Raw genomic sequence first — 14,870 nt, 5'->3', positions numbered from 1 at the left:
CTCACCGCCCGCGGCATGCCGTCGAGCCTCGCCACGATGGCCGTGTTCTTCGCCGGCAACTCCGGCATCTTCCTCGTCGTCACCTACTACACCCAGACCGGGCTCGGCATCGAGCCGTTCGACGCCGGGCTGCTGTTCGTGCCCATGGGGCTCGGCTTCGTGCTGGCCGCCTCGGCCTGCCAGCGGCTCGTCGCCCGGTTCGGCGAGCGCGTCCCGGTCGCCGGCGCGGCGCTGCTGGCCGCGACCCTCGGCACCGCCGCGGTCGCCGTCCAGGCACCCGCCGCGGCCCAGCCGTTCCTGCTGGCCGCGCTGCTCGCGGTTACCGGCGTCGCCCAGGGACTGGTCGCCACCCCGCTCGTCGCCGGGATCATCCGCCGCGTCCGGCCCGAGGACGCCGGCGCCGCGGCCGGTGTCGCCACCACGGTCACCCAGCTCGGCCTCGCCACCGGCGTCGCGATCGTCGGCACCTGCTACCGGCTCGTGCTCGGCGGCACGCCGGGCGACCCCGCCGCGCCCGACCGTGACCTGGCCGCGTTCACCGCGGCGGCCGTCCTGCTCGCCGCGTTCGCCGCGGGCACCTGCCTGCTCACCCACCGGAGGAGTCTCGATGAAGACAGCGATAGCGGCACTGATCGCGGCCACGGGCCTGGCGACCTCGGCATGCGTGTCGGCGAGCACCGCGGCCACGCCGGACGGCGCGGCTGAGTCCGGCTACCCCGTCACGATCACCAACTGCGGCAAGCAGTACACGTTCACCAAGGCGCCCAGCAGGGTCGTGGTGATGAACGGCGGCTCGGTCGCCGAGGTGTCCTCGCTGCTCGCGCTGGGCCTCGAGGACCGGATCGTGGCCAACGCCCAGTCCTACGGAGCATCCGAAGTGGACGGCCGGGCCGCCGAGATCGCGAAGTTGCCGACCGGGGACATCGAGCTCAACGACATGATGGACATCCCGCGCGAGGCGATGGTCGGCCTGCGCCCCGACTTCGTGATCTCCACCTACGACGGCGGGTTCCGCGCCGACGCCGGCTTCGCCACCCGCGAGGACCTGCTGGCGATCGGCGCCGGCTCCTACGCGCCCGAGACCTCGTGCGGCGATGTCGGCACGGTCAGCGGCACACCGTCCATCGAGGACAGCTACACCCTCCTGCGTGACCTCGGCACGATCTTCGGCGTCAAGGACCGCTCGGAGAAGCTGATCACCGAGTCGAAGCGGCGCATCGCCGCGGTCGGCGCGAAGGTGAAGGGCCAGGACAGCCAGCAGGTCATGCTGGTCATTCCGGGCATGTCGATGGGCGGCGACGTCGGCTCGGTCGGCGGCAACGGGATCTGGAACGACATCTTCGCCAAGGCCGGCGCCGAGAACGCGTTCGGCGACGCGAAGGACATGTTCGCGAACCTGTCCCGGGAGCAGGTCGCGGCGGCGGATGTCGACGCGCTCGTCGTCGTGAACTACATGAGCGAGGACCCCGACGCCGACGCGCGCAAGCTCCTCGAGCAGTTCCCGCAGTGGGACGCGGCAAGGAACGACCGCTATGTCGTGCTCTCCGACTCCGTCTACCTGGGACCCAGCAACGACCTCGCGGTCGAGAAGATCGCCGCGACCGTGCACCCCGAGGCGGACTGAGCCATGGCCACCGTGCTGGCGCCCGCCCCGGCGAGGACGCGCTCGCTGCACGACGTCCCGCTCCCGGTCTGCGTGCTGGTGCTGTCGGCACTGCTGGCGGTCGTGGTCGTGCTGGCCGCCGGTATCGGCTCGGTGTCCATTCCGGCCGGTGACGCGTGGCGCATCGTCGCCGCGCACCTGACCGGCCAACCGGTGGCCGGCGACCCGGCGCTCGACCAGATCCTGTGGAACTTCCGCGTCCCCCGGGTGCTGCTCGCCGCGCTGTGCGGCGCCGGGCTCGCCGTCGCGGGTGTGGTGCTGCAGGCGCTCACCGGCAACCCGCTGGCCGACCCGTACATCCTCGGCGTCTCCGCGGGCGGGTCGGTGGGCGCCGTGCTGGTGCTGTCCGCGACCGCGGGCACGCTCGGCGGGCTCGGCGTCTCCGGCGCGGCGTTCCTCGGCGCGATGCTCGCCGTCGGCCTCGTGTTCCTGCTCGGCCAGCGACGCGGCAGGCTCGACCCGGTGCGGCTGATCCTCGCCGGTGTCGCGGTCAGCTACGCGTTCACCTCGATCACCAGCTACCTGCAGCTGCGGGCGGCGCCGAACGACATGCGGCAGATCATGTTCTGGCTCCTCGGCAGCGTCTCCGGCGCGCACTGGAGCCAGCTCTCGGTGGTCGGCGTCGTCGTGGTCGCCGCGACCCTGCTGCTCACCCTGTTCGGCCGGCAGCTCAACGCGCTCGTCACCGGCGACGAGTCGGCCACCGCGCTCGGCGTCGACGTGCGCAGGCTGCGGATCGGCCTGATCGTGCTCACGTCGCTGCTCGCCGGCGCGATGATCGCGGTCGCGGGCGGCATCGGCTTCGTCGGGCTGATGGTGCCCCACCTGGTGCGGATGGCCTTCGGTGCCGACCACCGCAGGCTCCTGCCGCTGTCGGCGTTGGTCGGCGCGCTGTACCTGGTGGTCGTCGACCTGCTGTCGCGCACCCTGGATGCGCCGAACGAGCTGCCGCTCAACGTCCTCACCGCGTTGTTCGGCGCGCCGTTCTTCGTCTGGCTGCTGCGCCGCGATCGGAGCGTGATGAGCTGATGAGGCTGGAACTGTCGGGAGTCCGGGTCGCGATAGGGGAGCGGGCGATCCTGCACGACGTGGATCTGCATGTTGCCGATGGCGAGTTCGTCGGGCTGGTCGGGCCCAACGGCAGCGGAAAGTCCACGTTGCTACGCACGGTGTACCGGTCGGTCCGGCCGAGCCGCGGCTCGGTGCGGCTGGGCGACGACGGGGAGCGGGTCGACGTCTGGGCGCTGTCGGCCCGCGCCGCCGCGTGCCGGGTCGCGGCCGTGCTCCAGGACAGTCCGGTGCCACCGGGACTCACCGTGACCGAGGTCGTCGGTCTCGGCCGCACGCCGCACCACGGTCTGCTCGGCCGGGAGGGCGCCGAGGACCGCCGGATCGTCGCCGACGCCATGGACCGGGCCGGTGCGGCGGCGTTCGCCGGCAGGTTCTACGGCTCGCTGTCGGGCGGCGAGCGGCAGCGCGTGCTGCTCGCTCGCGCGCTGGCCCAACAACCGAAACTGTTGGTACTGGACGAGCCCACCAACCATCTGGACATTCGGGCGCGCTTCGAGCTACTGGATCTGATTCGTTCGCTCGGCATGACGACTTTGGCGGTATTGCACGATCTCGACCTCGCGGCCCGCAGCTGCGACCGGTTGGTGGTGCTGCACGAGGGGGTCGCGGTGGCCGCGGGTGGTCTGCTGGAGGTGCTCACGCCCCGGCTGCTGCGCGAGGTGTTCGGGGTGCGCGCGGCCGCCGAGCGAGACCGGGACGGGGTCGTACGCATTACTTACAGTGCCCGCCCCTTGGCCGCGGCCGGTCCTGCCGTGGGCCTCACCAAAGTCGGTTGAACCGTTCGGCCTAAATCGCGACAGTCCAAACGGGTGCGTCGCGTTTCCGATGTTTAGCCTTCTCGCCGGTGTATACACAGTGAGCGATCGAGTACGCTCGGTTGCGACATCATTAAAGCGGAAACCATTCAGTAATGCTTACGGTTTAACGCGGTTGACATTTGACAGGCACGTAGGCACTTAGTGTAATCTATTTACGCGAGGGGTTAGTTCTCGGCGAGGTGGGCACGGGTGACCGCACGGGCTGATGAGTCGGATCTCGCCGCACGGGCGACCTTTGCTCCGCTGCCGCCGGCCCGGCTGGCGCGCGCCGTCGTGGCCGCGGTCTTCATCGGCCTGACCCTCATCGGCTTCATTCGCATCCTCTACGAGCAGGGTGGCGACTCCGTCGGCGTCTCGGTCTCGTTCGCGTGCATCGTCGCACTGTTGTTGTTGCAACTACTGTGGTTCAGCGGTCCGCAGACCCGATTACGCACCCCGGTCGGCTACGTCGCGCTGGCCGCCCAGGCGGGGCTCGTGTACCTGCCGATGATCAGGTTCAGCGACGCGTGGGCGGCCATGCCGGGCTTCCTCGCCGGCAGCATGCTGCTCGTCCTGCCCTCGGTGTTCGCCTGGCTCGCCTTCTGTGCGGTCGTGGCGAGTATGGGTGTGCTTCAGGCGGTGTTCACCGGCCCGCCGCTCGATATCGTTTACTCGTCCATTTCGACGATAACGACCGGACTCGTGGTCTACGGTCTCTCCCGGCTCGCCGCGCTGGTGGTGGAATTGCACGCCGCACGTGCCGAAATGGCGAAGATGGCGGTTGTGCGAGAGCGTTTGCGATTCGCCCGGGATCTGCACGACCTGCTCGGCTACAGCCTTTCCGCGATCACCCTGAAGAGCGAGCTGACCCACCGGCTGGTCACCAAGAACCCCGCGCAGGCCAAGGACGAGCTGGTCGAGATCCTGGGCATCGCCCGGCAGGCGCTCGCCGACGTGCGCACGGTCTCCAGCAGCTATCGTGAGCTGTCCATCGAGGACGAATGCCGCTCCGCGCGGTGGGTGCTGGCCGCCGCGGACGTCGAGGTGCGGATGAAGCTCGACTACCGGGACCTGCCGGTGGCGGTGAGCACGGTGCTCGCCACGGTGTTACGCGAGGGCGTGACCAACCTGTTGCGGCACAGCAAGGCGGAATGGTGCGAGGTGACCGTGCGGCAAACGCAGCAACAGGTCACGATCGAGATCGTCAATGACGGCGTGCGCCAGGTGTCGCACGATTCCGGCAGCCACGGCGGCGGCGGATTGCAGAATCTCTCCAGCCGCGCGGCGGAGCTCGGTGGCGAGCTGATGACCGAACGCACCGGCGACGACGAGTTCCGCCTCCGCGCCACCATCCCCCTCCCCGTCCGCAAAGAGGAACCCCCCGCGGAGCTGGTCGGCGCCTGACCCCTCCGCCTCCCCGGGATTCAAAGTGTTGGTTGCGTTCCGGCGGACGGTGCGGATCTCCGGTGGTTGGTGGCTGGGTGCCGTCACGGTCCCCTGAGCTTGCGTCGGTCGGGACGTGGCTTGTGCCAAGCCACGTCAAACCCGGGTTGGGAGGGCGCTATAACCATCCGGCCGTAGTGGCGATGCGGATCGCGTCCACGCGGTTGCGGGCGTTCAGCTTGCCGATGATCGTCGTCAGGTAGTTGCGCACGGTTCCCGCGGACAGGAAGAGCGCCGCGGCGATCTCCACGGCCTCCATGCCTTCCGAGGCCAGGCGCAGGACCTCGATCTCGCGGGCGGTGAGCGGGCAGTCGGCCGAGTCCCACGCGGCCAGCGCGAGCTGGCTGTCGATCACCCGGCGGCCGGCGGCGACGCTGCGGATCGCGTCGGCGAGCTCGCGGGGTGGCGCGTCCTTGAGCAGGAACCCGCCCACACGGGCCGACAGCGCTCGGCGCAGCGTCCCGGGTCTGCCGAGGCCGGTGAGGATCAGCGTGCGGATCTTCGGCAGCCGCTCGTGCAGTTCGCTCGCCGCGGTGAGGCCGTCCTTGCCGGGGAGGTCGATGTCGATCACCGCGACGTCCGGCTCGAACTTGAGCGCGGTCGGCATGATGTCGGTTCCGGTGGAGACGTCCGCGACGACCTCGATGTCCGGCTCGAGGTTGAGGAGGGCCACCAAGGCGCCGCGGACCATGTGCATGTCCTCGGCCAGCATCACCTTGATCATGTCGTCCTCTCCCCGCAACCCGTTGCGGCCGAAGGAGTTTCCAGCACTGTCATCGATCGTGAGTGTCCGATCGGAACGGCGTTGCTCGGTATCTTCCCCTACCGGGAGCCGAAAGGGGTCAATCCGCATGATCACTGGTCCGATCGGGTGAGGGAGGTGTCGCGGATGGACCAGGCGGTGGGGATGCCGTAGTCGGCCGGTCGCAGACCGCTACCCGGGACGCAGGCCCACGACGAACTCCCCGATGGTCACCTCGGCCGGCCAGTCCAGCCGCAGCGCCTCGATCGCGGTGTCGCTCGCCCCCGCCGCGAGCGCGCACGGTGCCAGATTCATTGCCGTAGCAACGAGATAGAGCGTCTGCTGCAGCACGCCGACGTGCTTGAGCGCGGTCGCGTAGGCGATCCCGTCGTAGACCCAGGACAGCCGCGCCATCCGTGCGGTCATCGTGATCAGCGCGGGTGGCCGCTGCATCGTGCCGGTCAGCACCTTCGCGGCGTCGAGCAGCTCGGCCAGCTGTGCCTCGTCGGTGCTGATCAGCGTGAGCGCGTGGTCGAACGGGTCGTAGTGATAGATCCCGCGGACCAGACCGTCGCAGTTCTCGATCGTGACGTACAGCTCCAGCTCGTAGAGCGCGTCACTGCTGGGGTACGGGCGGTCGGACACGGTGTAGCCCACCCCGCCCGCGCCGGTGGCGTCCACCAGCGAGCGGACTCGCGCCGTGCGGTACAGCAACTCACCGAGCTGACGTGCGGAAAGCGGTTGCTCGGCGAACCCGCGGTAGGACCGGCGGCCCTCGATGACCTCGGTGAGCGACGGCTCGGCGGCACTGGGACCGCCAATTGTTGGGCGGTGCAACGAAAAGCGCCGCCCGTCCGGCACCGGCCGCACCGCCGGCTGCGGGGGCAGCGCGTCGACGTGCCGGTACGTCGCGCCGAGCGGCTCGTCGTGGCGGCCCAGCCGGCTGCGGCCGTGGAACAGCAGATCGTGGTGGGACCACTGGACGAGCCGCGGGTCGATGTCCTCGGCGAACCGCGCCGAACCGTTGTAGCGCTCGCCGACGAGCACCATCTCCGCGCCGACGAGATAGGCGACGATCTCGGCCACGAGCCCCGGGTCCATCGCCAGGCTCGCGGCGAGGTCGGTGACGGCGATCGCGCGACCGAGCCCGCCCGCGACCGCGCCGGCGAGCGGGCGGTGCAACACAACACGATGGTGTGCCAGCGGGGACTCGACCACGAGCTCGTCCTCGGAGCTGCGCAGGGCGGCGAACCTGGACAGCCGCACGACATCCGTGGGGTGCACGTCAGGCAGCGTGAACCGGGCCCGCTCGGACACCGGCACCGCGGACAGCAGCGGGCCGGCGAGGTCGTCGATGTCCATCGTGTGCACGACGACGCCGGGCAGCTTGTCGAGCATGTCGGTCAGCTCGGAGATGTCCCCGCCGGTGATGTTGGCGAGCGACACCGGGCCGAGCGTCATCCGGTCCAGGCACTCGCGGAGCACCGGCTTGGCGGTGTCGACCTCCAGCTCGCCCCACCGGGTGGACAGCGTCTGGACGCCGGCGTATGGACCGTCGGCCACGATCACGTCGTCCCGCAACGAGAACAGCCGGAACGTTGCCGGCTGCGGTGCGGGCGGCTGGACGGGCACTTGTGGTGACCTCGTTCCTCAGACGAACAGCGGGATGGGGTTGAGCTCGTCGTACGCGATGGGTTCGGTCCGCCGGCCGAGCCGGACGGGTACGTCGTAGAGCCGGCCGGGCGCGAACCGGGCCCAGAAGTGCCGCATGCCAGGCACGATCACCTTCACGACCGGCAGCCCGATGTCGGGCCGGGTCTGGTCGAGCACGAGCACCTGCATTCCCCGCGCCTCGATCAGCCGCCGGATCGCGGCGACGTCCACGGCGAGGTCGTCGGTCGGCCGGTAGTCGAAGTCGGCCGGTCCGCGGGCCGGCCTGGTCGGGTCCGGCGCCACGTACGCCTGGTTGGCGATGGTGGCGGTCCGCCACCATCGCATCGCGTCCTGGTCGGTCCAACCGTAGTCGCGGTCGCTGTCCGCGCCGGCGCCGACGCACGCGACGGCGGGCATCAGCTGGTTCATCTCGGTCAGCGCGCGGACGACCGCGACCTTCGGGTCGAGATGCGCGCCGAAGCCGAACATGATGTCCTCGCACACCTTGTCCGTGCGCCGGGACATCGCGGCCACGGTGGGGATGCCCAGGTCGGCGGTGAGGTCGAGCAGCCACACCTCGCGGTGGAGTCCGGTGTAGACCTCGCGCAGCTCGTCGACCCACGGGTCGGCGAACGCGTCGAGGTCCAGCGCGGGCACGGGCGTGCGGTTGTACCACCACAGCGCGACCGCGTCCCGCTCGACGATCTCCAGGAGCCCCTGCAGCACGGCGTCCTCGATGCTCGTCCCGGCGGCGTTGCCGTTGGAGTCGGCCCGCACCTGGCATCCGGTGACGGTGCCGGGTGCCTCGAAGTACAGCTGCCCGGTGGGCAGCAGCCGGTGCCGCTCCTCGGTGAGCGACCACACCGGCGTCCAGTCGAGCTCGGTGGTCTCGTCGAACGGGTCGCACACGAACTGGGAGCCGGAGTGCGCCGGGTTCCATGTGGACGCGCCGGCATGCTGCCGCTCGGCGTAGAGCAGGCAGGCGTTCGGGTGGACGGCCTGCCCGGCAAGGGATGCGTAGCTCGCGCGGATCCGGGCCTCGTCACCGTGGAAGTAGCCGCTGTGCCGCTCGAGTGCCTCGCACAGCGCGCTGACCCTGCCGTGCAGCGGGGTCACGCCCTTGCCGCCGTTCTCCGCGCGGAGCCCTTCGCGCAGGCCGTCGAGCGAGCGCGCGCCCATCGCGACGTTGGGGCCGGCGCGGAAGGAGTTGAAGAACGACGGCCCACGGCGGTCCCGGGTGATCTCCTTGACCACGCCGGTGACCGGGCTGATCAGGTGCTGGTAGCGGTCGAGGACCTGCTGCGGCGGGAGGGACCGGTGGCCGCCGCCGCAGCGGGACGCCTTGGCGCGGCTCGAGATCCGGACCGGGTGGTGTGCCCTGGCACGCATCAGCGTGTCGTCCCCGCACTGGTGGCACTGGGGTCGCGGACGCAGCTCGTGGTGCGTGCCGGAGAGGTCGAGGGTGTCGAACGTCCACACCTGGCGCTGGCCGGCGTAGCGGTAGCCGGCGAGCCACTTCAGCGTCTCGAGCGCGACCAGGTGCAGGGCGGTGGCCGCGAGCGGCGGCACCGAGATCGGCGGGCGCGGCGCGGGGCCGCTGCGGCCGAGCGCGGCCTGCAGGTGCGCCTCGGCCTGCCGGTGTGCCCACTGCCGGGTGGCGAGACACTGCCAGCACGCGGTGTCCGGCGCGCCGAACACGGGGCCGATCCAGGTCTGGGTGCCGAGCGGCTTCGCGAGGAGCCACGGGCGGCCTGCCGCGCGGTGGGCCGCGTCGACCGCGGCGAGCGCGGGGGAGAGGTAGTCGTCGCACAGCACGACCGACAGCGCGCTCGTGGCGTCGAGCAGGCTGTCGGTGCGGGTGGTGACGGTGAGGCCGGCGGCGGTCAGCGCGGCCAGGGCGGCCGCGGCGTCGATGCCGCGGCCCGGCTGGTCGGTCCGGCCGACCACGATGAGTTGTGCGGTGGTGGTGCGGGTGTTGACGGTGGCCTCGTTCGGTTCGAGGCCACCGGCCTCCCAGTAGGCGAGCGCCTTCTCGTCCGCGCCTGGACTCGCCGGCGGCCGCAGCGCGACCAGCCCGGCCTCCATCAGACGCACGAGCAGGGCCCCCACCTCCTCGCCCGCGACCCCGTGGGGCAGTGCGCGGCGCAGGCCGGCCAGGTCTCGGGTGCCGTCCAGCAGGGGCACGAGTGCCTCCGCGTGGGTGCCCCGGAGCGCGGTCACGCCGCGCTCGGACAGCACGTAGACAGCCTCACCTTCGACCACGTCGACCCGCAGGTGCCGCTTGAAGCCGACCAGCGACGTCGCGGACGAGACCGGGGAACTCATGACACCGCGACCTCCAGCGGCGTCGCGTTCGAGACCTTGCACCAGATCGTGGGAATGGCCATGCCCGCCTCGGGAATGGTGGGGGAGTCCAGCTCGTCGATGATGAGGTCGACGTGTAACGGCCTGGCCATGCTGGGTCCATCAGCCAGTAACGACATCACAAGCTCGGCGGTGCTCGCAGACATCTCTTGCTCCTCATGGAATGGTGGTGTCCTGCCGGTGGTGGTGTAAGCGATCGCTTGCTAGAACCTTGCCTGAGCGCCGGTGGAGCCGGCCAGTGCCAGGGTCACGAACCCCCATGTGTGTCCTCACTGGGCATACGTGACGGTTTCACTATTAATCCGACCGGCCCTGTGGATACCGTTCTAGTCGCATTCAAGTGACCTACACATTGCGAGGTCGTCGACATGAGCGAGCCTGCGAGCGAATCAATGACACAGGGCGACCGCGAGCGGCATCACCGAGCCTGCGAGGGGATGACATGAGCGTTCACCTGAGCGAATTGGAGTCGTTGTCCGCGGCGGAGAAGAACGACCTCATCGCCCTTCTTCTGGAAAGCAACGAGCGGACCGACAACCGAATCTCGCCCGATCTGCGGTTCGAACTGCTCGGCCCACTCGTCATCCGGTACGGCGGAATCGACATCGCCCCGAGCGCGCCGAAACTGCGTGCGATCCTGGTGACGCTGCTGCTGAACGCCAACCGCGCGGTGGGGGCCAACGAGCTGCTGCGGGAGGTGTGGGACGACGCGCCGCCCCGGTCGGCGCCGGCCACCCTGCAGACCTACGTCTTCAAGCTGCGCGGCCTGTTCCGGACCAGCCTCGGCCTGTCCGCGGAGTACGTGAACAACAAGCTGCTGCTCACCTACTCGGGCGGCTACATCCTGCGCGTCGAGCCGGAGCAGCTCGACATCACCGAGTTCGAGCGCCTGGTCGACGAGGGCACCGCGGCGCTGCGCGACGGCCGCCACGAGCTCGCCGCGGAGTGCCTGCACCGGGCGCTGCGCAGATGGCGTGGCTCGATCATCCACTGTGGACACTGGGGGACCAGGACCAGGGCGCAGATCGTGCGCCTCGAGGAGCGCCGGTTCTACGCCCAGATGCTGCGCATCGAGGCGGACATGTGCCTCGGCGGCCACCAGGAGATGGTGAGCGAGCTGGCCTCGATGGCGGTGGAGAACCCGCTGCACGAGTCGGCGCACGCGCTGCTCATGATCGCGCTGCACCGGTCCGGCCGGACCTCCGCGGCGTTGGACGTCTTCCGCGACTTCCGCCGGCGGATGATGCACGAGCTCGGCATCGAGCCGTCGGTCCGGCTGCAGTCGCTGCACATGGCGCTGCTGTCCGCGGCGCCGGTGCTCGGCGACCGCAGGCTCACCTCGGAGATGCTGCTCGACCTGATCACCGCACCCAGCAAGGCTGCTTGACAACTGGAGGCATGCGATGACCCGCTCCATTGTGGACACGCCCGAACCGGTACTCGCGCCGGCACCGTCCCGGTTCGGGCCGGACCCGGCGCTGCTGACCCGAGTGCTGCGGCCCTACCACGAGGAATGCCGTTACCTGAAGTCGGCGACGGTGTCGGTGAAGGACGGCCTGGCGGTGGCGCGCGGCGAGTTCCACGTGCCGAGCCCGTGCTACCTGGACACGACCGCGCACGTGAACGTCGCGGAGTTCAACATCTGCTACGACCAGCTGGCCTACTACCTGATCGTGAAGTCGATCAAGGAGAAGGCCGTGCCGGAGCTCGCCGCGTGGACCGTGGAGAACTACTGGGTGCGGCAGCTGCCGAACATCCTGATCACCCGGTTCCGCAGCGTCTACCGGTCGCAGATCTACTCCTCGACGTTCCGCGGCGAGGTCGCGTTCACGAGCTTCACCGAGTCCAACGTGCGCCGCCCGGTCCTGCTCACCCAGACGACGTGCCGGTTCTGGGACCACGACAAGGGCCGCTCGGACGGCGAGGTCCTGCTCGCGCTGGTCGACCCGCCGGGGGCGAACGCCGCTCAGGTCGCGGCATGAGTCGTCTCCGCACCTTGGCGGATCTCGCGAGGGTGCACGCTTCGACCAAGGCCGATCATCCGGCCATGCTCTGTCAGGGCCGTCGCGTCGACTACGCGACGTTGTACAAGCGGGCCAAGCAGGCCGCGCACGGTATCCGGGCCGCGGGCCTTCGTCAGGGTGACCGGCTCGCGTACCTGGGCAAGGAGTCCGAGCACTACTACGAGCTGGTGTTCGGCGCGGCCAAGAGCGGCACCGTGCTCGTGCCGGTCAACTGGCGGCTCACCGCGGCCGAGGTCGAGCACGTGCTCGCCGACTCGGGCAGCGCGCTGCTCTTCGTCGACGCGGATGCGGCCGAGCTCGCCGAGAAGGTCGTCACCGGGCTGCCGCGGGATGTCCGGGTGGTCGCGCTCGACCGGCCCGGTGAGCCCGGCGCGGTGTTCGTCGACTGGCTCGACACCCAGCCGGACACCGAGCTGCTCGCCCGGGTGCGGCCCGAGGACCCGATCATCCAGATGTACACCAGCGGCACCACGGGCCTGCCCAAGGGCGTGGTGCTCGCGCACCGGGGCTTCTTCGCCGTCCGCGACGCGCTCGCGTCCGAGGGTCTGGACTGGATCGACTGGCAGCCGGGCGACCGGAGCCTGGTCGGCGTGCCGGGCTTCCACGTCGGCGGGCTGTGGTGGGCGGTGCAGGGCTTCGCCGCCGGCGTCACCAATGTACTGATGCGCGCATTCACCCCGCCGGACGCGGTCGAGCTGATCCGCTCCCTCGGCGTGACGACCACCTGCATGGTGCCGGCGATGCTGCGCCAGGTGCTCGCCGAGCCCGGGGTGTCCACCGATGACTTCGCCACGCTGCGCAAGGTCGTCTACGGCGGCTCGCCGATCTCGGAGTCGCTGCTGGACCGGTGCATCGAGGTGCTCGGCTGCGACCTCGCCCAGATCTACGGGCTCACCGAGACCGGCAACACCGCGCTGTGCCTGCCTCCCGCGGACCACGTGCCCGGGGGTCGGCTGCAGGCGGCGGGCCGGCCGTACCCGGGCTTCGCGGTCGAGATCCGCGACGTCGACGGGGCCGTGCTGGCGCCTGGTGAGGTCGGCGAGGTGTGCCTGCGCACGCCGGGCGCCATGCTCGAGTACTGGAACCGCCCGGAGGCGACCGCGACCACGCTGGTCGACGGCTGGGTCCGCACCGGCGACGCCGGCTACCTGGACGGCGACGGATACCTGTTCATCCGGGACCGCATCAAGGACATGATCATCGTCGCCGGCGAGAACGTGTACCCGGCGGAGATCGAGAACGCGATCAGCGGGCACCCGGACGTCGCCGAGGTCGCCGTCGTCGGTGTGCCCGACCCGCGCTGGGGCGAGGCGGTGCACGCCTTCGTGGTCCCGGTGCCGGGTGCCGAGCTGGCCGCCGCGGACCTGGCAGGCTACCTGCACGGCCGGCTGGCCACGTTCAAGATGCCGCTGCGCTACGAGCTCGTCGACGCGGTGCCGCGCAACCCGAGCGGGAAGATCCTGCGCCGCGAGCTGCGCGCGAAGTACTGGCGCGACCAGGCCAGGTCCGTCAACTAGCGCCCACAAAGTCGCGAGTCCAACGCTCACGACCCGCGAGTCCAACGTTCACGTCGCCGTCGTCCATGAGAAGGGCTTTCGCTGTGAGCACCGCCATCAGTCTCGAGTCCGCGGGCGACCCGCGTGCCCCGCTGACCCGGCTCGGCCGGCTGCTGGACCCCGGGTCGACCGAGGTGCTGCACGAGCCGGACCGCGTCGCGGTCACGGCGGCGCGCGGCTACGTCGGCGGCGAGCGGGTCGTCGCGTTCTGCACGGACGCGACGATCAAGGGCGGCGCGATCGGCATCGAGGAGTGCCGCCGGATCACCCGCACGATCGACCTCGCGGCCGCCGAGGGCGCGCCGGTTGTCGGCCTGTGGCACTCGGCGGGCGCGAAGCTCGCCGATGGCGTGGAGGCGATGCACGGCATCGGCCAGATCTTCCGGTCGATGGTGCGCCACTCCGGCAAGGTGCCGCAGATCTCGGTCGTGCTCGGGCCGGCCGCGGGCGGGGCCGCGTACGGTCCCGCGCTCACCGACATCGTGATCATGGCGCCGGACGCGAAGGTGTTCATCACCGGACCGGACGTCGTGCGCAGCGTCACCGGCGAGGAGATCGACATGGTCGGCCTCGGCGGCCCGGAGGCGCACGCCCGCAAGTCCGGCGTGACGCACATGGTCGCCGAGTCCGAGCAGGACGCCTACGACCGGACCCGCGGGCTCGTCACGCTGCTCGGCCGGCCGGGCTCGTTCGACCCGGCGAGCACCGGGCCGCAGATGGACCTGCGCACGCTGCTGCCGGCGTCGCCGCGCCGCGCCTACGACGTCAAGCCACTGGTCGCCGCGATGCTCGACCAGGCCGACGGGTTCCTCGAGCTGCAGCCGAAGTGGGCACCGAACATGGTGGTCGGCTTCGGCAGGCTCTGCGGCGGGACGGTCGGCGTGATCGCGAACAACCCGCTGCGCAAGGCGGGCTGCCTCGACTCGCTGTCCGCGGAGAAGGCGAGCCGGTTCGTGCGGATGTGCGACGGCTACGGCATTCCGCTGCTGGTGCTGGTCGACGTACCGGGCTACCTGCCGGGCGTCGGCCAGGAGTGGGGCGGGGTCGTGCGCCGCGGGGCGAAGCTGCTGTACGCGTTCGCCGAGGCGAGCGTGCCCCGCGTGACGCTGGTGACCCGCAAGTCCTACGGCGGCGCCTACATCGCGATGAACTCCCGCTCGCTCGGTGCCACCGCGGTGTACGCGTGGCCGGAGGCCGAGGTCGCGGTGATGGGTGCGGAGTCCGCGGTCGGGATCCTGTACCGCAAGCGGCTCGCGGCCGCCGCCGACGACGAGCGGGAGGCGTTGCGGGCGACGCTCGTCGAGGAGCAGCAGCGCACCGCGGGCGGGCTCGACCGCGGCATCGCGCTGGGCGTGGTCGACGAGATCATCGACCCCGGCACGACCCGCTGGCGGCTGGCGTCCGCGTTCGCCGACGCCTATGCCTTCGGCGACCGTCCACGTGGGACACACGGGAACATACCGCTCTAGAACTCCTCCGAAACCGCCCGTTCACATGTCGTGGACGGGTGGGTTTGTGCTGGGTATCGGGTGTTTCGGGAATGGCCCGCGAGTTACC

Annotated in this window: 13 protein-coding genes; 9 read left to right on the top strand and 4 right to left on the bottom strand. The window is 70.6% G+C overall.

Going from position 1 to position 14,870, the window contains the following annotated elements:
- The 5 genes from GEV28_RS12955 to GEV28_RS12935 all read left to right on the top strand — a co-directional run.
- Positions 1–705 (top strand): MFS transporter (locus GEV28_RS12955; protein ID WP_291412027.1); only part of this gene is annotated, 705 nt, incomplete at its 5' end.
- Positions 608–1,624 (top strand): ABC transporter substrate-binding protein, encoded by a 1,017-nt coding sequence (locus GEV28_RS12950; RefSeq protein ID WP_291412026.1) that lies wholly within the window; start codon positions 608–610, stop codon positions 1,622–1,624. The genes GEV28_RS12955 and GEV28_RS12950, both read left to right, overlap by 98 nt.
- A gap of 3 nt (positions 1,625–1,627) precedes the next feature.
- Positions 1,628–2,692, top strand: a complete 1,065-nt coding sequence (locus GEV28_RS12945) for an iron ABC transporter permease (RefSeq protein WP_291412025.1) — start codon at positions 1,628–1,630, stop codon at positions 2,690–2,692.
- Entirely contained in the window at positions 2,692–3,510 is an 819-nt protein-coding gene (locus GEV28_RS12940; RefSeq protein WP_291412024.1) for an ABC transporter ATP-binding protein, read from the top strand. Before GEV28_RS12945 ends, GEV28_RS12940 begins: the two co-directional genes overlap by 1 nt.
- 231 nt (positions 3,511–3,741) lie before the next feature.
- Positions 3,742–4,935: a histidine kinase gene (locus GEV28_RS12935; protein ID WP_291412022.1), complete on the top strand. Its 1,194-nt coding sequence runs from the start codon at positions 3,742–3,744 to the stop codon at positions 4,933–4,935.
- Positions 4,936–5,092: 157 nt separating this feature from the next.
- Here the strand turns inward: GEV28_RS12935 and GEV28_RS12930 are convergent, their stop codons facing one another.
- The 4 genes from GEV28_RS12930 to GEV28_RS12915 all read right to left on the bottom strand — a co-directional run bounded on the left by GEV28_RS12930 (position 5,093) and on the right by GEV28_RS12915 (position 9,825).
- A complete protein-coding gene (locus tag GEV28_RS12930; RefSeq protein ID WP_291412020.1) occupies positions 5,093–5,698 on the bottom strand; it encodes a DNA-binding response regulator in 606 nt (201 codons plus the stop codon).
- Positions 5,699–5,908: 210 nt separating this feature from the next.
- Positions 5,909–7,348 (bottom strand): SagB family peptide dehydrogenase, encoded by a 1,440-nt coding sequence (locus tag GEV28_RS12925; RefSeq protein ID WP_291412018.1) that lies wholly within the window; start codon positions 7,346–7,348, stop codon positions 5,909–5,911.
- An 18-nt stretch (positions 7,349–7,366) separates the two neighbouring features.
- A complete protein-coding gene (locus tag GEV28_RS12920; RefSeq protein ID WP_291412016.1) occupies positions 7,367–9,694 on the bottom strand; it encodes a TOMM precursor leader peptide-binding protein in 2,328 nt (775 codons plus the stop codon).
- Positions 9,691–9,825: a hypothetical protein gene (locus GEV28_RS12915; RefSeq protein ID WP_291412014.1), complete on the bottom strand. Its 135-nt coding sequence runs from the start codon at positions 9,823–9,825 to the stop codon at positions 9,691–9,693. The genes GEV28_RS12920 and GEV28_RS12915 overlap by 4 nt, the downstream gene beginning before the upstream one ends.
- A 350-nt stretch (positions 9,826–10,175) precedes the next feature.
- On the opposite strand from GEV28_RS12915, the gene GEV28_RS12910 reads away from it, so the two are divergent.
- From GEV28_RS12910 to GEV28_RS12895, 4 genes are all read left to right on the top strand, one after another.
- Positions 10,176–11,120: an AfsR/SARP family transcriptional regulator gene (locus tag GEV28_RS12910; RefSeq protein WP_291412012.1), complete on the top strand. Its 945-nt coding sequence runs from the start codon at positions 10,176–10,178 to the stop codon at positions 11,118–11,120.
- Positions 11,121–11,136: 16 nt separating this feature from the next.
- Positions 11,137–11,715, top strand: a complete 579-nt coding sequence (locus GEV28_RS12905) for an FcoT family thioesterase (RefSeq protein ID WP_291412010.1) — start codon at positions 11,137–11,139, stop codon at positions 11,713–11,715.
- On the top strand, positions 11,712–13,274 hold the full coding sequence (locus GEV28_RS12900; RefSeq protein ID WP_291412008.1) for a long-chain-fatty-acid--CoA ligase: 1,563 nt from the start codon (positions 11,712–11,714) through the stop codon (positions 13,272–13,274). Before GEV28_RS12905 ends, GEV28_RS12900 begins: the two co-directional genes overlap by 4 nt.
- Before the next feature lie 83 nt (positions 13,275–13,357).
- Positions 13,358–14,782 (top strand): acyl-CoA carboxylase subunit beta, encoded by a 1,425-nt coding sequence (locus GEV28_RS12895; protein WP_291412006.1) that lies wholly within the window; start codon positions 13,358–13,360, stop codon positions 14,780–14,782.
- Positions 14,783–14,870 lie beyond the last annotated feature (88 nt).

It is taken from the genome of Actinophytocola sp. (genome assembly GCF_009379765.1).
Lineage (GTDB): Bacteria > Actinomycetota > Actinomycetes > Mycobacteriales > Pseudonocardiaceae > Actinophytocola.
The sequence above is the reverse complement of the archived record's forward strand: the minus strand, read 5'-3'. Positions and strand labels throughout refer to the sequence as shown.